This is a genomic window from Ruegeria atlantica, assembly GCF_001458195.1.
GTDB lineage: Bacteria > Pseudomonadota > Alphaproteobacteria > Rhodobacterales > Rhodobacteraceae > Ruegeria > Ruegeria atlantica.
Map to the genome: position 1 here is coordinate 701,428 of NZ_CYPU01000039.1, position 18,204 is coordinate 719,631.

An 18,204-nucleotide genomic window follows, 5' to 3' on the forward strand; every position below is an offset into this window, starting at 1 on the left:
AGGATCAGTTTCCAGAGCGACCATCAATCGTTGTAACGTGCCACGCGGCATCACAGGCGGGCTAAGCGATGACTTTGGAACCTGATCAGAACACGGGCGGCCCGCGACTGAGGCTATCGGTTGTCCGGGACACGACAATTGTTGCCACATTGATTGTGCTGGGACTTTACGCGGGCTCAGCATTCTTGATCCCGCTGACCATGGCTTTGTTAATCAATGTTTTGATTATCGCGCTGAGCGACCGGGTAATCTCGATGGCGCGGGTGCCCGTCTGGCTGGCCAACATCGCCGCAGTCACAGTTGTTTTGGCTGGCTTGTTCGTGATCATGTACATCCTCGGCAGCCAGGCGACGCAGTTCGCCCGATCCATCAGCACGTATGAAACCCAGTTCGACGGCGCCGTGAACCGGGTCACAGGGCTGGTTGGCAATGACGTCACCACTTTCATTCGCGACAATCTGGTCAGTATCGACATGTCCTATGTCGCGCGTGTGTTGCTCAGCAGTGCAACATCGCTACTGAACCAGTTTTTCCTGATCAGCCTGTACGTGGCCTTCCTGATGGCCGAACGTCTTGCTTTTCGCAAAAAGATACAACTGGCTGCGGGCAATCCCGAAACCGGGGCCGAATTCACCACAATTCTGGATGCGATCACCGACAGCTTGCAGCGCTATGTCGGGGTAAAAACCTTCATCAGCCTGGTCACGGCAGGCATCAGTTACTCGGTCTTCAAGGCGCTTGGGCTTGAATACGCCGAAACTTGGGCCGTGCTGACTTTTGCGCTGAACTTCATCCCGTCTATCGGTTCGATCATCGCCGTAATCTTTCCGGCCATGATTGCCCTCGTTCAATATGAAACGATCGGGCCTTTCCTGATCATCGTGTTCGGTTGCGGCACCATCCAGTTTCTGATCGGCAATTTTGTTGACCCTGCCTTGCTGGGCCGGTCGCTGAACATGTCTACGTTTCTGGTGATCCTCGCGCTAACGTTCTGGACAACCGTTTGGGGGCTGATCGGTGCATTCCTGAGTGTTCCTTTGACTGTCTGCATTCTGATCATCTTCAGCCACATTCCTGCCCTTAGGCCAGTGGCTATTCTGATGTCTCTTGATGGCCGCCTTGGTGATGACAACGCACCCGCACGGACCCAATAATCTGTGCAAAACCCGATCTTCATAGGGTCCGAGATCTATCGCCATTCGACCTATGGTTCAAAACACCCGCTGGCTATCCCGCGCGTCTCCACCGTCATGGACCTGTGCCGCGCGCTGGGCTGGATCAATTCGGAAAATTACAGGGTCAGCCCCCGCGCAAAACCCGGCGCGCTGCACCGCTTTCACACGCCGGACTACATAGATGCGCTGCAGGCCGCGGAAAGTGCTCAAAGCGTCTCGGATGATGTACGCTCGGCCTATGCGCTGGGCACGCTGTCCAACCCGGTATTCCCAGAGATGTACAGACGCCCCGCCACTGCGGCTGGAGGATCAATGCTGGGCGCTGAACTGATCCGCGATGGCGGCATCGTTTACAACCCTGCGGGCGGAACACATCACGGCCTGCCCGACCGTGCCAATGGGTTTTGTTATCTGAACGACCCGGTTTTGGCGATCCTGACCCTGTTGCGAATGGGCCTGGACCGGATTGTCTACGTCGATATCGACGCCCATCACTGCGACGGGGTCGAGGCCGCCTTTCAGGGTTCGGACACGGTTCGGATGATTTCCATTCATGAAGCCCGACGGTGGCCCTTCACCGGCAGGCTTGATGATGATGCAGGCGGCGCGGCGTTTAACCTTCCGGTGTCCAGAAACCTAAACGATGATGAATTTGGCGCCATTCTCGACCAGCTGATCCTGCCCGCGGCTGAGGCCTTCAAACCGCAAGCCCTTGTCCTGCAATGCGGCGCCGATGCGGTTGCCGAGGACCCGCTGTCGCGCCTGGCGCTGTCCAACAACTCTCACTGGAAGGCCGTCGCCGCACTGAAAGGTCTTGCGCCCCGCGTTCTGGTCCTGGGCGGAGGCGGTTATAACCCGTGGTCAGTTGGCCGCTTGTGGACTGGTGTTTGGGCCACCTTGAACGACTTCGACATCCCCGAAATGCTGGAGGCGGACGCGCAAGCCATCCTCGACGCATTGACCTGGAACCGGGCAGCTGGCCGAAACCCTCCGATTCATTGGCTTCGAACGTTGCGCGACACCCCAAATCACGGACCTATCCGACCAGAATTAAAGGAAGGTTTGCGCCGTCTGACTGGGCGGATTTCACAGTAGATTGGCGAAATAAAGGCTGCTAACATACCGCTGTTACGACACATTTTCTAATTACCGCATAAAATCACAAAGTCAGTTTGGAAAATTGACGCCGATTGGACCCGCCAAATGAATGCACTTAATCAGATAAATGATCTCAAAGCCCGAATGAGACAATCCATTATCGGACAGACTGACGTGATCGACCGCCTGCTGATCGGGATGTTGGCCAACGGAAACCTGCTGATCGAAGGGCTTCCAGGTTTGGCCAAGACCCGCGCGGTCAAGGCAATGGCACGTAACCTGGATGCACGTTTCAGCCGGATTCAGTTCACTCCGGATCTGCTGCCATCGGACGTCACGGGGACCGAGGTGTTTCAGCAGACCGATGACGGTGGCACATTCCGGTTCGAACCAGGACCTATCTTCGCCAATATCGTTCTCGCGGACGAGATCAACCGCGCTCCCGCCAAAGTTCAGGCTGCGTTGCTTGAAGCGATGGAAGAACGGCAAGTAACCGTCTCGGGAACCACGCATAAAATGGAACCGCTGTTTATTGTGATGGCGACCCAGAACCCGATCGAACAGGAAGGCACCTATCCCTTGCCCGAAGCGCAAATGGACCGGTTCCTGATGCATGTTCAGATCACTTACCTCCCGGTTGAGGATGAGGTTGAGGTGATCCGTCTGGTTCGGGGCGAAGAAATCGCGGCGGGTAAAGGCGCAACCAATGAAGCGCCGCCGACAATCCCGCAGGACGCCGTATTCGACGCGCGTTCTGAAATCGGTCAGATCCACGTATCCGACGCAATGGACCGCTACATGGCCGATCTGGTGCAGGCCACGCGAACGCCCGGCGCGCTCAATGAAGAACTGGCCGGTTGGATCGACATCGGTGCCAGCCCGCGCGCCTCGCTTGCCTTGGACAAATGCGGTCGCGCGCATGCCTGGATGAACCAGCGCGATTATGTCGACCCGGCCGATATTCGCGCCATCGCCCATGATGTATTCCGCCACCGCATCACCCTGAGCTTCGAGGCACAAGGCAGCGCTAAATCTGCGGATGATGTGATTTCGGAAATCCTGCAGCTTGTTGCGCTGCCCTGAAACCAAAGGAACGCCGCGTGTCCCAGACCGCCGCATATCCCGTCGACCCACGCATACACGTTGATGCGGACCACCTTTTAAAGCTGGGTCCAAAGTCCCGCGCGATCAGCCTGCTGCCCCGCCAACCTGCCCGTTCGATCCTAAACGGCCGGCATGCCTCACGCTTGCGCGGGCGCGGTCTGAATTTTGAAGAACTGCGAAACTACTTGCCCGGGGATGACATCCGTACCATCGACTGGAAAGTGACCGCGCGCACCGGAGAACCCCATGTTAGGGTCTATACCGAGGAACGCGACCGCCCCGCCCTTTTGCTTGTGGACCAGCGCGTTTCGATGTTTTTCGGCACACAAGTCTACATGAAATCGGTCATCGCGGCTGAAGCCGCGGCGATCGCTGCACACCGGGTGCTGGGGCAAGGCGACCGGGTCGGCGGGATCGTCTTTGGCGATTCCGATGTGGCCGAACACCGACCCCAACGCCGACCCGCTGCCCTGACGCGGTTCCTGTCATCCGTGGGCGCGCTGAATTCAAACCTTCGCGCAACGTTGCGGGATGAGCCAACCGTGGCGTTGAATGACGTGCTGAAGCAGGCCGCGCGGATCGCGCATACCAATACTTTGGTGTGCGTCTTTTCCGATTTCAATGGGCTGAATGAGGTATCAGAGAAACTACTTAGCAGACTTTCTGCCTTGAATGATTTGATATTGTTCAATATTTCTGATCCCAGTTCGCGTGAACTTGCCCCGAACCTTCGGCTTACGGTGTCCGATGGCGACCGCCAGATTGAACTCGACAGCTCGGACCCCGATTTGTCGCACCGAATAAGAACAGCGCTGGAAGATCGCCTTGTCCAGCTGCAATCGTGGTCGCGCCGCTATGGATTTCCCGTAGTACCGCTGACCACGGCGGAACCGACGCTCGACCAGTTGCTCAAGCTATTTGGTCATCCCGGAGGCCCAAGATGAGTGTCGATGTCGAAGGCAAATCACTGGTTGACCTGCTGGACATGCTGGAACCTGCCCCGGTGCCCGAGCCTATTTCCATGATACCGCAGACCTGGGGATGGGGCGTTTTGGCCTTAATCCTTGCTGGCCTTATCATCCTTGGCGTTTACGCCTTTCTTCGCCACCGACAGTTGAATGCATACCGGCGTGAAGCGTTGGTCGAATTGGCCGCGTCAGACAATGACGCCGCAAAGATAGCCGAGATACTCCGCCGCACGGCTCTGGTCGCGTATCCACGTCGGAAAGTCGCTGCATTGCATGGAAAAGAATGGACCAACTTTCTAAACCAAACCTCTGATAATGTTACCTTTACTGATGGCGCTGGCCGCCAACTTGTGGAAGCACCATACAGAGATGCAAAAGCCGATCCTGATCTGGAAATCCTCGCGCGAAATTGGATTAGATCACACAAGCGGGAAAGGACAGCCTGATGTTCTCCTTTGCCGCGCCTTGGGTTTTCCTCCTACTCCCGTTGCCATTTTTAGTGTATCGGCTTGCCCCACCGTATCGCGAAAAAAGCAGCTCGATCCGCATCCCATTCTTTCGCCATGTCGCACAGGCCGCTGGAGTTGAACCCAAGTCAGGATCCGTCATTCCCCGCCGAGCACGGTTTCAGGACGCCACAATCGCATTAATCTGGCTTCTTTTGTTAGCAGCCATGGCCCGCCCCGAAAAACTTGGTGAACCATTGGTTATCGAAAAGTCAGCGCGCGACGTGGTGCTTGCCTTGGACATTTCAGGGTCAATGGACCAGCGGGACTTCACAACAACGGATGGCGCTCCAAAACAACGGCTGGCCGCAGTTAAGGATGTGCTGCGTCAATTTATTGCCGAACGCCAAGGCGACCGGATGGCTTTGATCATCTTTGGTACTCGGGCCTTTGTTCAAGCCCCTTTCACCGAAGATCTGAACAGTTTGAATGGGTTCCTGGACCAAACTCAAGTTGGCATTGCCGGTCCCAATACTGCGCTGGGGGATGCAATTGGTCTGGGCATACGCACCTTTGACTCCAGCGAGGTCGACCAGCGCTTGCTGATCGTTCTAAGCGACGGGGCGGATACGTCCAGCCGCATGACGCCGGTAAACGCCGCAGCAATCGCGGCCGAGAAAGGCGTCGTCATCTACACAATCGGCGTTGGTGATCCTGACGCCTCGAGCGAGGACCGGGTGGATCTGGATGCCTTAAAGGACATCGCAGACCGTACGGGCGGTGAATACTTCTTTGCAGATGACGAAGAAGCATTGGCTGACACATACGCACGCATTGACGAACTCAACCCCCGGGTCGTGGAAACGCAAAGCTACAGACCACGTGAAAGCCTTGCCCATTACCCGCTTGCGTTGGCATTACTGACCATGCTCATCTCCATGGCTGGCCAACTTGTCATCCAGCGGCGCCGAGGTGCAGCATGAGCGGCGCGTTGGCAGATTTCCATTTTTTGCGAGCCTCTTGGCTGCTGTTCCTCATCCCTATTGCGATACTCTGGTGGGTGAAGCGGCCCAAACCCAATTCGCACTCCCAATCCATAACCGGCATCGCGCCGCACCTTGCCGCCGCCCTGACCCTGGGGGCAGAAAACGGGAAGCGTGTGTACCCGATAGACGTCGCGATGATCGCAGCAATCCTTGTCACCTTAGCCGCGGCCGGACCGACATGGTCACGGGCCCCGAACCCTTTGGTTGCGGACACGGCCCCGCTGGTAATAGCACTGAAGGTCACGGACAGTATGGAGGAACCGGACCTGCCACCATCCCGGCTGGACCGGGCCAAGTTCAAAGTGACAGATCTGATCAATGCGCGTGTCGGAGCGCAGACCGCTTTGATTGCCTACGCCGGAACCCCACACCGCGTTGCGCCCCTGACCGAGGATGCCAACATCCTGCGCCCGCTTTTGGAGGGCCTCGCGCCAGCAGTCATGCCAAAACAAGGGGATGCAGCCGCAGACGCACTGCCCCTTGCCGAAACGATCCTGAACGACAGTGATACACCCGGCGCAGTTTTGTTTGTTCTGGACGATCTGGACCCGTCTCAACTCTCTGCTTTTGAGAACACAACAGTGCCCGTGTTTTTTCTGACAATGCTGCCGAACGGTCAAAACATCGCTCAGTTAAACGACCTGAGGACCGCGACGGTTGTTCCATTCTCTAACGATGAACGTGATATCAATCGCTTAGAGCGTCAAATTCAATCGGCTTACACTGCGGCGCTGGACGACGATGATCGATTGGACTGGCAGGACAGAGGGTGGATGTTGGCTTGGCCCGCCGCGTTTTTGTCGTTGCTTTGGTTCCGGCGCGGTTGGGTGATCCGTTTGTTGTTGCTGTCTGTGATTTTTGCGGCTCCGTCAGGATCCGCAAAAGCCGATGGTTGGCGAGATTGGTTCCTGACCCCGGATCAACAGGGGCAGATTGCGATGAACAAGAAACGCTACGCTCAGGCGGCAGAGCTGTTTGGAGACCCATATCACAAGGGCTATGCGCAGCTGAAAGCAGGTCAGTACCCCGAAGCCGCGGCAGTCTTTACCGAACTGGACACGCCCGAGGCGGCCTTTTCCGAAGGCATGGCGCGCATTCGAAACCGCGAGTACAGGCCGGCCATAGCAGCATTTGAAACGGCTTTGGAGCGTCGGCCAAATTGGCTCGAAGCGCAACACAACTTGGACGTTTCCAAAGCGATCCTCGACTTCGTTGAAACAACCCGAGAGCAGTCAGACACAGGCGAAGAAGCGGGCATCGGGGCCGATGACACAGTCTTTGACAATGAAGCCGGGCGCGGCGAGGACACGACCATTCAGGCCCCGACCGAAGGTGCGCAGGCTATGTCTGCCGATCAATGGATCAGCACGATCGACACAGATATGCAGGACTTTCTGCGAAATCGCTTTTTGTTGGAAAATCAGGAGCAGCAGCAATGAGATACCTCATATTCCTCATGCTGTTTCTCCCGGTACAACTGGGGGCGCAGACAGGTGTTCAACCGCAGGTCACAGCCGAGGCACCGACCGATCCGGTTACTGTCGGGCAACCGGCAATCGTACGGATAAAGGTACTTGTCCCCACATTCATGCCGTCCCCGCCGGTGTTTCCGTCCCTCGAACAAGAAAACCTTCTTGTTCGCCTGCCTGAGCGTGCTTCCGGCCCAATCAGCGAAACTGTGGATGGCGAGACCTGGTCCGGTGTTCAACGCAGCTACCGTCTGTATCCGCTTCAGGCTGGGCCGATTGAATTCGGCGAGCAAGAGGTTGTGGTGACCTTTGCCGATCCAGAAACGAATGCTCCAACGACGGTCAATGTTCCTTTGCCCGAAATGACCTTGAACGCCGTTGTACCAGAGGGCGCTCGCGATCTGGACCCGCTGATCCTGGCCACGGGTTTCACGGTCGACCAGCAGATCGACGGATCAACCGAAATGGAAAACGGGGGTGCCATCACTCGAAGCCTGACTGCCAAAATTGTCGGCACGACTCCCCTTCTGGTGCCGGAATTGATCCCCGGTATACAGGACCCGCTTCTGAGCGCCTATCCGAAAGAGCCGCGATTTACCGAAAGCGAAGACCGGGGTGTTCTGTCTGGCCAGCGCGTTGATGAGATCGTCTATCTTGCGCAACAAGGTGGCCAGACCCAACTGCAGCCTATCACGATCCGGTGGTACAATCTGGACACCAATCAGGTTGAGAAAATTGATATCGACGCGGTTGATCTAACGCTTGCTCCACCGAAGTGGCGGCCGCAGGATGCGGATACGATTTTCAGGTTGCTAGCCATGGCAGCCGGTTTGACACTGGTTCTTTGGGCATTTGTACGGTTCCTTGGTCCGCGTGTCACAAGTTGGAAACAGGCGCGGCGCGACAAATATCGAATATCTCCGGACTTTGCGCTGGATGCATTGAGGGAAGCCTTGCAAGCTAATGATATCTCAATGTCTTATTCTGCCTTGGAGTTGTGGAAACTGCGCAGCGATACCCCCGAAAAAGCAATTGGCCTGGAAGAGCAACTGGCTAGGATTGGGGCCGCAAGATACTCATCCCGCACCGGCTCAATACCGGAGGCTTGGGCTGCGGCATTGTCCGAACTCAAGGTTATGAAACAAGCTGAACACCGCGCTCAGAACCCGCTACCGCCGCTTAACCCGTAGGGTCAGCACTGGCAGGCGGCGATCAACTTGCGCCTATCCTTAAGCCGTACGCGGCCATACCCAAGCTCGATCAATCCCAGCTCTACCAAGTTGTGCAATTTACGGTGTAGCGTAGGCAACGACACTGCCACCATTTCGGCCAGTTCATCCTGTGACACGACGATCCACCCATCGGATTTTGAGGCCCCTTCATCCAGATGCAAAAGGCGCAGAACCAACCGTTTTTCCGCCCCAGTCACTGCCAGATTTGCCATGATGCGCAGCGCAGTTTGCATGTTCTCATGCGATAACGCATAGAAATCACGAACATATTCGGGGTTGTCACGAACAAGTCGGTCCAGCCGCCGAGACGGAAAAAACAATGCTCGCGTTTTCTGTGTCGCAACAACACTTACCAGTCGGTTGGACTCGGCTAACAACGCAAGATCACCGATCCAGAACCCGCCACCCTGTCTGTGGACAACGAAGTCCTGTCCATCATCCGCAGGTGCAGTGATTTGAACGGAACCCTCTAGAACCGCAAAGACCCCGTTGGCGGGATCTCCGTAGTTATACAGCGCCTCACCCTCATCGAAGGATTTTGCGACCCCGCATGCAAGTAAATCCGATTGAAAGCTTGCGCCTCGCGCCCCGAACCACCCTGAGGCAAGCAGCATCTGTCGGTCACGTGGATTTTCAAACATTAGTATTCATCAATCTCATCATATGATAGGTTTCCGAGCATTGTCATAGCCTAAGGTAAGGCTATTCGATTCTCGACGTAATGTGAATTTTTCCTACCGGGAATCAATACGTTGTTGGCGGGAAAGATAATCGCCGCCATCAATTACTTTTAGATCAACGGATCATTAAGATCCGGCCAATTCAGGAGTAGACCATGTCACCACCCCTATTGATTGCAGATAGTTGGCGCGGCACATTGCGCAAATTCGCCGTAGCTACCGTCGCGGTTGCGCTGGCCCTGCCCGCCTGGGCACAGGATCAAAAGCCCAATATTCTTGTGATCTGGGGCGACGACATCGGACAATCCAACATCTCGGCCTATACGATGGGCCTGATGGGATACCAGACGCCGAACATCGACCGTGTCGCGAAAGAAGGCATGATCTTTACCGACTATTATGGTGAACAATCCTGCACCGCCGGTCGTTCATCTTACATTATGGGCCAGTCTGTTTTCCGTACGGGCCTGTCGAAGGTCGGTCTGCCGGGTGCAAAAGAAGGTATGCAGGTCGAGGACCCGACCATTGCCGGTCTGCTGAAAGCTCACGGCTATGCAACAGGTCAATTTGGTAAAAACCACCTGGGCGATCGGGACGAAATGCTTCCGACCAATCATGGTTTCGATGAGTTTTTCGGCAATCTCTATCACTTGAATGCAGAGGAAGAGCCCGAGAACGAAGACTATCCCCAAAACGCTGAATTCCGCGAGCGATTCGGTCCGCGTGGGGTCATCAAATCCAGTTCCGATGGCATGATCGAAGACACCGGCCCGCTTACCAAAAAGCGGATGGAAACCGTGGATGACGAAACAGTTGCCGCCGCGCTCGACTTCATCACGCGCAAAACCGAAGAAGGCGTACCGTGGTTTGTCTGGTGGTCGGGCACTCGGATGCATTTCCGTACGCATGTCAAAGACGAAATGCGTACAAAGGCTGACGAAATTGCCGGCAAGCATATGGACGAGTACCAAGCGGGTATGATCGAGCATGACATGCACATCGGTCAATTCCTTGCTCTGCTGGATGAACTGGGGATCGCCGACAATACCATCGTTCATTATTCCACCGACAATGGCCCTCATATGAACACTTGGCCAGATGCGGCCATGACGCCGTTCCGGGGTGAAAAGAACACCAACTACGAAGGTGGGTGGCGCGTGCCATCCATGGTACGTTGGCCCGGTAACATTGAGGCCGGTTCGGTCAGCAATGAAATCATGCATCACATGGATTGGTTGCCAACTTATCTGGCGGTCGCCGGAAATCCGGACATCAAGGAGCAACTTCTGGAAGGGATCACCGTTGCCGAAGTGGGCGGCGGACGAGACTACAAAGTGCATCTCGATGGATACAATTTCCTGCCATACCTGACCGGTGAGGCCGAAGAAGGCCCACGGCACGAGATTTTCTACTTCTCGGATGATGGTGATTTGACCGCGCTGCGCTATGACGATTGGAAGGCCGTGTTCCTCGAGCACCGCTATCCGCAGACTCTGCGCGCCTGGGCCGAACCCTGGACCGAACTGCGCATTCCATTGCTGTTCAACCTGCGCCGCGATCCCTACGAGCGGGCCAATATCACCTCGAACACCTATTGGGACTGGTACATTGACCGAGTCTACCTGCTGTTGCCAGCGGCTGAATATGTAGGCCAGTTCCTTGATACTTTCGAAGAGTTCCCACCGCGGCAGAAGCCCGGTAGCTTTACGATTGGCGATGCCAAGGACAAGATCTTCAGTCAGGTCGGCTCGAAGTAAAACCGAAAAACCAGAACCCGCAGTACCCATCTGGCACTGCGGGTTTTTTTGATTTGTTTGCAGCATTTTTATTGCCGCAAGATGCGTCAAAGGTAATGAACCATGACACGAACACTCTCTGCTCTTGCTGTGGCAGTCGCTCTGAACAGTTTCGGAAATTTCACCGCGTCAGCGGACCCGCTGCCCTCTTGGGCGGAATCGGATTCGCGGGACCGCATCATCGAGTTTGTCGCTGCCGTGACCGACCCACAGCGCCCTGAATACGTGACGCCAGCAGAAAGGATCGCCGTTTTCGACAATGACGGCACGCTTTGGGCCGAACAGCCTGTGTATTTTCAACTGATCTTTGCTATGGACCGGCTGGCTCAGATGGCCGGGGATGACCCTTCGATCCTGACTACGCCCGTTTTGCAGGCCGCTGCGACAGGCGATCTGAAGACGGTCGCGGAAGGTGGCCATGATGCCTTGATCGAGGTGTTGAATGCCTCTCATTCCGGCGTCACGGTCGACGAATTCCAAAGCATCGTCGCCGACTGGCTGGAAACCGCCCGGCACCCGGAAACCGAACTGCCCTATGACCAGATGACCTATCAGCCGATGGTCGAGTTACTGCGGTATCTGCGAGACGAAGGGTTCAAGACCTACATCGTCTCAGGCGGTGGGGTGCACTTTATGCGCGTCTTCGCCGAAGACGCCTATGGCATCCCGCCCGAACAGATTCTGGGTACATACATGGACACCACTTATGACAGCGCGGACGGTGGACCGGTCATTACCAAAGCCGATGGCATCGCTTTCGTGGACGACAAGGAAGGCAAGCCGATAAACATCGAGCGCACGATCGGCAGACGCCCGATACTGGCCGGGGGAAATTCGGATGGCGATTTTGCCATGTTGGAATGGACCACCGCAGGCGATGGGCCACGGTTGGGCGTCTTGATTCACCATACCGATGCAGAACGTGAATGGGCCTATGACCGGGAAAGCCCAATCGGCAAACTGGTCGATGGACTGGACAAAGGGCCAGACATGGGTTGGGTGATTGTAGATATGGCGCAAGACTGGTCGCGCATCTACACTGGGGCGAACTGAACCACCACGGAGCCCGATAACCCTATGTGGACACTGCTTGTTTCCGCCTTCGTCTTTGCGCTTTACACAACAGCAGTTTTCTTTTCTGTGCGCGCGGCCCAAACCGCGCGGACACCTCAGGGCGCGGTCGGATGGGTGGTCTTTCTGATCTCAGCACCGATGTTTGGCGTGCCGCTTTACCTGTTTTTGGGACACCATAGATTTCGGGGTTACCGTATCGCACGCAAGGAAAGCCAGCGCGTGGTTCAGGGGATCAAGACCTTCGCCGACTACTCAACGCCCGATGCCGACAAATTGCTTATCAATCCCAAACCGTTCGAGGCGCTGGCGCATATGCCCGTGTCGCGCGGCAACGGGGCAGAGCTGTTGATTGATGGGCAGGCCACCTTTGATGCGATTTTTGAGGCGATTGATGCTGCCAAGACTTACATCCTGATCCAGTTCTATATCGTTCGGGCCGATGCGCTGGGTCAGAAGCTGAAAGACAAGTTGATCGAAGCAGCCAAACGCCGAGTCAGTGTCCGGTTCATGATGGATGCCGTCGGCAGTTACGCCCTACCCAAGGACTACATCGAAGAGATGCGCGAGGCCGGCATCGCCGTTTCGGATCCACATGAACAACGCGGACCAAAATTCCGTTTCCAGTTGAACTACCGCAACCACCGCAAAACCGTTGTTATCGATGGCGAAACGGGATTCATCGGTGGTCACAACATCGGGGTCGAGTATCTGGGCCAAGACCCGCATTTCGGACATTGGCGCGACACCCATGTCAGGTTGACCGGCCACATTGTCCGGCAACTGCAGTTGATCTTTATCGAAGACTGGCATTGGGCGCATGAAGAAGATCTGATCGACCAGTTGGATTGGGCCGGGTCCGAGGCGGATCAGGATATCAACGCATTGCTAGTCGCGACCGGCCCCGGCGATGAAACAGAAACCGGGTCGATGATGTTCTTCGCCGCCATCACAGAGGCGCGAAACCGGATCTGGATCGCGTCGCCCTATTTCGTACCCGACATCGATATCATGACCGCTCTGAAACACGCGGCTTTGCGCGGTGTCGATGTGCGCATTCTTGTTCCTGATGTCATTGATCACCGCCTGCCGTGGCTGGCGGCTTTTGCATATTTTGATGAAGTTCGCGCCTGTGGTGCACAAGTCCTGCGATACACAGACGGCTTCATGCATCAAAAGGTCTTCGTTGTGGATGACTCACTGGCCGCAGTAGGCACGACCAATCTGGACAATCGATCATTTCGGTTAAATTTCGAGGCAATGGCCCTGTTCTTTGATCCCCAGACCACAGCCGCAGTCGATGCGATGCTGCAAAAAGACTTTGCCAAAAGCTATGAGCTGACGCGCTATCTGGAACAGCAACCAGTGCACATACGCCTAGGCGCTCCGCTGGCGCGATTATTCTCACCCATCCTTTAAGCCATGAACCTTTCCTGAAACACCCGGGTCATAAGGGCGACCATATAGGCCGTGGACAACCCAAAGGCCAACAGGCCTGTAACTGCAGCAAAAGTACCGAAAATCCGCAGGTCTTCGCCCAAGACGATGTCGCCGTAGCCAAGCGTTGTGAATGAGACCAGCGAGAAATACAGCGCCGTGTTCCAGTCGGGCAATACATCGCCGAAAACCCAGACGATGGCCCAAATCCAGACCTGAATGGTGTGGGTCGCGACGATAAAGGCCAGCGCGGTTGCAATTGGACCGGCCGTTGCCAAAATGGCGCCTCTGGCTTCCCAACGCTCGATCAGCCTGTTGATGGCCAGCGTGCACAGAGTCAGAAGAAAGATTTCGACCAGAAAGCAAAGCCCGAGAAACGTGCTGCCCCAAAGGATCTGCTGTGACAAGGTCATGTTTTCGCATCCTGAATTGTACCGACGACGGATGGCCTAACAATGACCTGCACTTCCGGCTGAGACAACCCGATCACCCATGTTCATAGTGCGGCGAAAGGAACCTATGGCGCGTCAACGCTGGACAGTTGGCGAAACTGTTGCAAATCCTTGTAAAAATGAGGGCGAACATGCTTGTGACATTTGACAAGGTTCAGAAATCCTATCCCGGTGGTCGGCCGGTCCTGCGCGACGTGTCATTGTCGCTGGATCGCGGCCAAACGCTAGCCCTGACCGGCGAAAGCGGCAGCGGTAAAAGCACCCTGCTGAACCTCGCTGCCGCATTGGACACTGTGGACAGCGGGGAAATCACACTGGACGGCGTAGCCCTGTCGCAACTGGATGATCCGGGCCGGGCCGCCCTGCGCCGCACGTCCTTATCGCTGGTGTTTCAGCAATTTAACTTGATCCCATCTTTGACAGCAGGTCAAAACCTGACGTTTCATGCCCGGTTGGCCGGGTGCCACGACCCCGATTGGTGCGCCCATCTGGCCCTGCGGCTGGGCCTTTCCGATCTGCTTGATCGATATCCCGAGAACCTGTCGGGCGGACAACAACAGCGCGTTGCCATCGGTCGTGCCATGGCCGCCCGGCCCAAATTGCTACTGGCGGATGAACCTACGGGAAACCTGGACGAAACCGCCAGCGCCACCGTTCTTGACCTCATGTTGGCTCTTGTTGCGGATACCGGGGCCGCGCTGCTTTTGGTCACCCATTCGCACGAGATTGCGGCCCGTTTGGATCGGCGTGTGCATCTGTCTGGCGGGCTTATCGCATGACGCTGACCGTCATTCAGGCGCTGGCTTCTCATTGGCGGGCGCACAGTCTGCAACTGGCGACCCTGCTGATCGGCCTGGCCCTTGCAACCGGTCTTTGGTCGGCGGTGCAGGCCATCAATGCCGAGGCCCGCGCCAGTTATGATCGTGCCGCTGATCAACTGGCGCTAGGTCGGTTTGACGAGTTGCACAACCCCGCCGGTCCAATCCCCCTGTCGCGTTACGTCGAGCTGAGGCGCGCGGGCTGGCAGGTTGCTGCGGTACTGGAAGGCCCATTGCGGGTTCAGGGTCAGGCATTACGGGTCCTTGGCGTTGATATGGTGGCCTATCCCGCCCTGCCCGCCGTCACGCAGATGGAACAAAGCGGCACGCCACCCGACCCTGCCGATATGTTGACCTCGCCGGGGCGATTGCTGACGACCCCGGTTTTAGAGCCGCTATTGGCCGGCCAGACCGGTTTGCCTCCGATCCTGATCAGCGATGCCTTACCGCCCGATCTGATCCTGACCGACATCGGTGTGGCCGAGACGTTACTGAAGAAGCCGGGAGAGATTTCGCACCTGATCATTTTACCGGATCAGCCCGGTTCAATTCCACCGCTGTCGACTATTGCCCCCGAACTGGAGCGGGTCCCGGCACAGGAACAACTGGATACCGCACAACTGACCGACAGTTTTCACCTGAACCTTTCCGCCTTTGGCCTGCTGTCCTTTGCGGTGGGACTGTTCATCGTGCACGGAACCGTGGGCCTGGCCTTTGCCCAACGGCGCGGCATGATCCGGACCCTGCGCGCTTTGGGCGTTTCGATGCGGCGGCTGGTTTGGCTGATCATGGCTGAGCTTTCCGTGCTGGCGATTGTCGGCGGAGTACTCGGTTTGGTGCTTGGCTTTTTCCTCGCGGGCGCGCTGCTGCCGGACGTGGCCGCAAGTTTGCGCGGACTTTATGGCGCACCTGTCAGTGGCCAGATCTCATTGCAACCACAATGGGCACTGTCCGGGTTGGCGATGGCCTTGGGTGGCACTTTTCTGGCCAGCGGACACGCCTTGTATCGCCTGTCGCGAATGCCGATCCTAAGCAGCGCAGGCTTGCAGGCCTGGCGTAGCGCGGCTTCGGGTAGCCGGGTCGTCGCCCTTGCCGGTGTCGTCGCTATTGTCGGTGGCATTCTGGCCCTGTTGTTGTTCGGAGGGTTGGTGGCCGGTTTCGTCATGGTCGCCGGGTTGCTGGTCGGCTCTGCTTTGGTTTTGCCTTATGCCCTGTCGCGCGTTCTGATCCTGTTTCAGCGCTCGGCGAAAGGGCCAATAGCCCAATGGGTCTGGTCGGACATGCGCGCCCAACTGCCGGGCCTGTCCCTGGCGCTGATGGCCTTGTTGCTGGCGCTTGCCGCGAATATCGGCGTGGGCACGATGGTTTCCAGCTTTCGGCTGACCTTTACCGGCTGGCTGGACCAGCGCCTGACATCCGAGCTCTACGTCACCGCTGCCTCCGATCAGCAGGGTCAGGACATCGCACAATGGCTGAACCCGCAGGTAGATGCCATCCTGCCGATCCGAAACGTTGAACTGGCACATTCGTCGGGCCCCTTGTTTCTCTATGGCATCATTGACGATAAGACTTATCGTGAGAAATGGCCGCTGATCAGCTCCTCGGAACGTGTTTGGGACAGGTTCCATGACGGAACCGCCGTGCTGATCAACGAACAACTTGCCCGCCGGGAAAACCTGTGGCCCGGAGATATTCTGGCGATCACACCCGCTGACACTTTGACCATCGCAGGTGTCTATTCGGACTATGGCAACCCAACCGGTCAGGCCATCGTTTCAATGTCGCAACTTGATCAGATCGCGCCCGGCGCTGAGGCGCGCCGGTTTGGCGTTCGTGTCGCGCCTGATCGCGCCACGGATCTGGCCCAGGCCCTGCGCGACGAGTTCGACCTGCCCCGCCGAGCAGTCGTCCAGCAAGCCGCAATGAAGGCGCAATCCATGCAGGTGTTCGAAAAGACATTCGTTGTGACCTCGGCCTTGAACATCCTGACGCTGGGGGTTGCAGGGTTCGCCATTCTGACCAGCCTGCTGACGTTGTGGACGCAGCGCCTGCCGCAGATTGCGCCCGTCTGGGCGCTCGGGCTGACACGTTCCGAACTGGCAAAGCTAGAAGTTTTGCGCAGTGTGTTGCTGGCTGTTTTGACAGCGCTTCTGGCGCTGCCGCTGGGGTTGGCCCTGGCTTGGGCGTTGCTGGCCGTCATCAATGTCGAAGCATTCGGCTGGAGACTTCCGATGTACCTGTTTCCTGTCGACTGGGTCTATCTGTTGGGGCTCACGCTTCTTGCAGCCACCGTCGCAGCGGCCCTGCCCGCCGCCCGTTTGCTGCGCCTGCCGCCTGCGGATCTACTGAAGGTGTTTGCCAATGAACGTTAGAATCTGGCTGCTCATCTTGCTTTTGGCCGTGCCGGGCATTGCCCGCGCGCAAGGATACGCAGGCCTGGGTGGTTCTGCCGAAGGGTTTACTGTTCCGCAACCGGATTACACGTTTCAATTCCCGCAAGATCATGGTCCCCACCCGGATTACCGGATCGAATGGTGGTATCTGACGGCAAACCTAAAAAGTGAAGATGGGCGCGACTACGGTATCCAGTGGACCCTGTTTCGATCGGCACTGAAACCGCATGAGGTCGAGGGGTGGCAAAGTCCGCAAATCTGGATGGGCCATTCTGCGGTGACCACGCCCGACAAACACTATTTCGCGGAGCGCCTGTCGCGCGGTGGCATCGGTCAGGCTGGGGTTACGGCCACGCCATTCGAGGCGTGGATCGACGAATGGCACATGCGCGGGTCAGACCCAAACACGGTCAGCCTTTCTGCGAACGGTGCGGATTTCGGCTATGACCTAAAGCTCCAAGCCAACGGGCCGTTTGTTTTTCATGGCGAGAACGGATATTCGGTGAAGTCCGGCGACGGGCAAGCCAGCTATTACTATTCCCAGCCGTTTTACGAGGTCCAAGGCGTTTTGCGGCTGCCAGATGGCGACGTGGCAGTCACCGGACAAGGCTGGTTGGATCGTGAATGGTCCTCACAACCATTGGCCGCAGATCAAAGCGGCTGGGACTGGTTCTCGCTCAGCTTTGACGATGGTGACAAGATGATGGCCTTTCGTCTACGGGGCGAACGTAGCGATTTCACCGCGGCCACGTGGATCGCCGCGGATGGTACGACAACCGCAATCCCCAACGGCTCTGTAGCGTTCGAGCCGCTGACGACCGCGCCCGTCGCCGGCCGCGATGTACCTGTCCAATGGCGTGTCACCTTGCCCACCCGCGATCTCGACATTGAGGTCTCAGCACTGACACCCGACGCGTGGATGGCCACCCGGCTTGAATACTGGGAAGGTCCCGTCCAGATCAGCGGCAGCCATTCCGGACGGGGGTATCTTGAAATGACCGGGTACTGATCCGCCCGGT

The 18,204-nt window shown here is 57.0% G+C and carries 16 protein-coding genes; 14 read left to right on the plus strand and 2 right to left on the minus strand.

The window, feature by feature from the left end; translation table 11 throughout:
* The first annotated feature begins 68 nt into the window (after positions 1 to 68).
* From RUA4292_RS13365 to RUA4292_RS13400, 8 genes are all read left to right on the plus strand, one after another.
* On the plus strand, positions 69 to 1,154 hold the full coding sequence (locus tag RUA4292_RS13365; protein WP_058271701.1) for an AI-2E family transporter: 1,086 nt from the start codon (positions 69 to 71) through the stop codon (positions 1,152 to 1,154).
* 3 nt (positions 1,155 to 1,157) lie between these two features.
* The gene (locus tag RUA4292_RS13370; protein ID WP_058277995.1) at positions 1,158 to 2,270 is read left to right on the plus strand and encodes an acetoin utilization protein AcuC; all 1,113 of its coding nucleotides are present in this window, start codon (positions 1,158 to 1,160) and stop codon (positions 2,268 to 2,270) included.
* Between the two features lie 108 nt (positions 2,271 to 2,378).
* Positions 2,379 to 3,356, plus strand: coding sequence for an AAA family ATPase (locus RUA4292_RS13375; RefSeq protein ID WP_058277996.1), 978 nt, complete (start codon positions 2,379 to 2,381; stop codon positions 3,354 to 3,356).
* 17 nt (positions 3,357 to 3,373) lie between these two features.
* Positions 3,374 to 4,321, plus strand: a complete 948-nt coding sequence (locus RUA4292_RS13380) for a DUF58 domain-containing protein (protein WP_082637093.1) — start codon at positions 3,374 to 3,376, stop codon at positions 4,319 to 4,321.
* Entirely contained in the window at positions 4,318 to 4,791 is a 474-nt protein-coding gene (locus RUA4292_RS13385; RefSeq protein WP_058277998.1) for a DUF4381 domain-containing protein, read from the plus strand. Before RUA4292_RS13380 ends, RUA4292_RS13385 begins: the two co-directional genes overlap by 4 nt.
* Positions 4,792 to 4,844: 53 nt before the next feature.
* Positions 4,845 to 5,774: a VWA domain-containing protein gene (locus tag RUA4292_RS13390; RefSeq protein WP_306346064.1), complete on the plus strand. Its 930-nt coding sequence runs from the start codon at positions 4,845 to 4,847 to the stop codon at positions 5,772 to 5,774.
* Complete coding sequence (locus RUA4292_RS13395; RefSeq protein ID WP_058278000.1) at positions 5,771 to 7,276, plus strand: VWA domain-containing protein; 1,506 nt, start codon at positions 5,771 to 5,773, stop codon at positions 7,274 to 7,276. The genes RUA4292_RS13390 and RUA4292_RS13395 overlap by 4 nt, the downstream gene beginning before the upstream one ends.
* The gene (locus RUA4292_RS13400) at positions 7,273 to 8,496 is read left to right on the plus strand and encodes a BatD family protein (protein ID WP_058278001.1); all 1,224 of its coding nucleotides are present in this window, start codon (positions 7,273 to 7,275) and stop codon (positions 8,494 to 8,496) included. The genes RUA4292_RS13395 and RUA4292_RS13400 overlap by 4 nt, the downstream gene beginning before the upstream one ends.
* Positions 8,497 to 8,498: 2 nt before the next feature.
* Here RUA4292_RS13400 and RUA4292_RS13405 read toward each other — a convergent pair whose 3' ends face one another.
* The gene (locus tag RUA4292_RS13405) at positions 8,499 to 9,152 is read right to left on the minus strand and encodes a Crp/Fnr family transcriptional regulator (RefSeq protein WP_233493432.1); all 654 of its coding nucleotides are present in this window, start codon (positions 9,150 to 9,152) and stop codon (positions 8,499 to 8,501) included.
* A gap of 221 nt (positions 9,153 to 9,373) precedes the next feature.
* Between RUA4292_RS13405 and RUA4292_RS13410 the strand changes: the two genes are divergently transcribed.
* From RUA4292_RS13410 to cls, 3 genes are all read left to right on the plus strand, one after another.
* Positions 9,374 to 10,975, plus strand: a complete 1,602-nt coding sequence (locus RUA4292_RS13410) for an arylsulfatase (RefSeq protein ID WP_058278002.1) — start codon at positions 9,374 to 9,376, stop codon at positions 10,973 to 10,975.
* A 102-nt stretch (positions 10,976 to 11,077) separates the two neighbouring features.
* Positions 11,078 to 12,067, plus strand: a complete 990-nt coding sequence (locus RUA4292_RS13415) for an HAD family hydrolase (RefSeq protein WP_058278003.1) — start codon at positions 11,078 to 11,080, stop codon at positions 12,065 to 12,067.
* A 24-nt stretch (positions 12,068 to 12,091) separates the two neighbouring features.
* Positions 12,092 to 13,504, plus strand: a complete 1,413-nt coding sequence (cls, locus tag RUA4292_RS13420) for a cardiolipin synthase (RefSeq protein ID WP_058278004.1) — start codon at positions 12,092 to 12,094, stop codon at positions 13,502 to 13,504.
* On the opposite strand, the gene RUA4292_RS13425 is transcribed toward cls, so the two are convergent.
* A complete protein-coding gene (locus tag RUA4292_RS13425) occupies positions 13,501 to 13,935 on the minus strand; it encodes an ion channel (protein WP_058278005.1) in 435 nt (144 codons plus the stop codon). The genes cls and RUA4292_RS13425 overlap by 4 nt on opposite strands.
* 170 nt (positions 13,936 to 14,105) lie before the next feature.
* Between RUA4292_RS13425 and RUA4292_RS13430 the strand changes: the two genes are divergently transcribed.
* The 3 genes from RUA4292_RS13430 to RUA4292_RS13440 are packed head-to-tail and all read left to right on the plus strand — an operon-like array spanning position 14,106 to position 18,194.
* Complete coding sequence (locus RUA4292_RS13430; protein ID WP_058278006.1) at positions 14,106 to 14,753, plus strand: ABC transporter ATP-binding protein; 648 nt, start codon at positions 14,106 to 14,108, stop codon at positions 14,751 to 14,753.
* Positions 14,750 to 17,164 (plus strand): FtsX-like permease family protein, encoded by a 2,415-nt coding sequence (locus tag RUA4292_RS13435; protein ID WP_058278007.1) that lies wholly within the window; start codon positions 14,750 to 14,752, stop codon positions 17,162 to 17,164. Before RUA4292_RS13430 ends, RUA4292_RS13435 begins: the two co-directional genes overlap by 4 nt.
* The gene (locus tag RUA4292_RS13440; RefSeq protein ID WP_058278008.1) at positions 17,154 to 18,194 is read left to right on the plus strand and encodes a lipocalin-like domain-containing protein; all 1,041 of its coding nucleotides are present in this window, start codon (positions 17,154 to 17,156) and stop codon (positions 18,192 to 18,194) included. The genes RUA4292_RS13435 and RUA4292_RS13440 overlap by 11 nt, the downstream gene beginning before the upstream one ends.
* Positions 18,195 to 18,204: the final 10 nt, after the last annotated feature.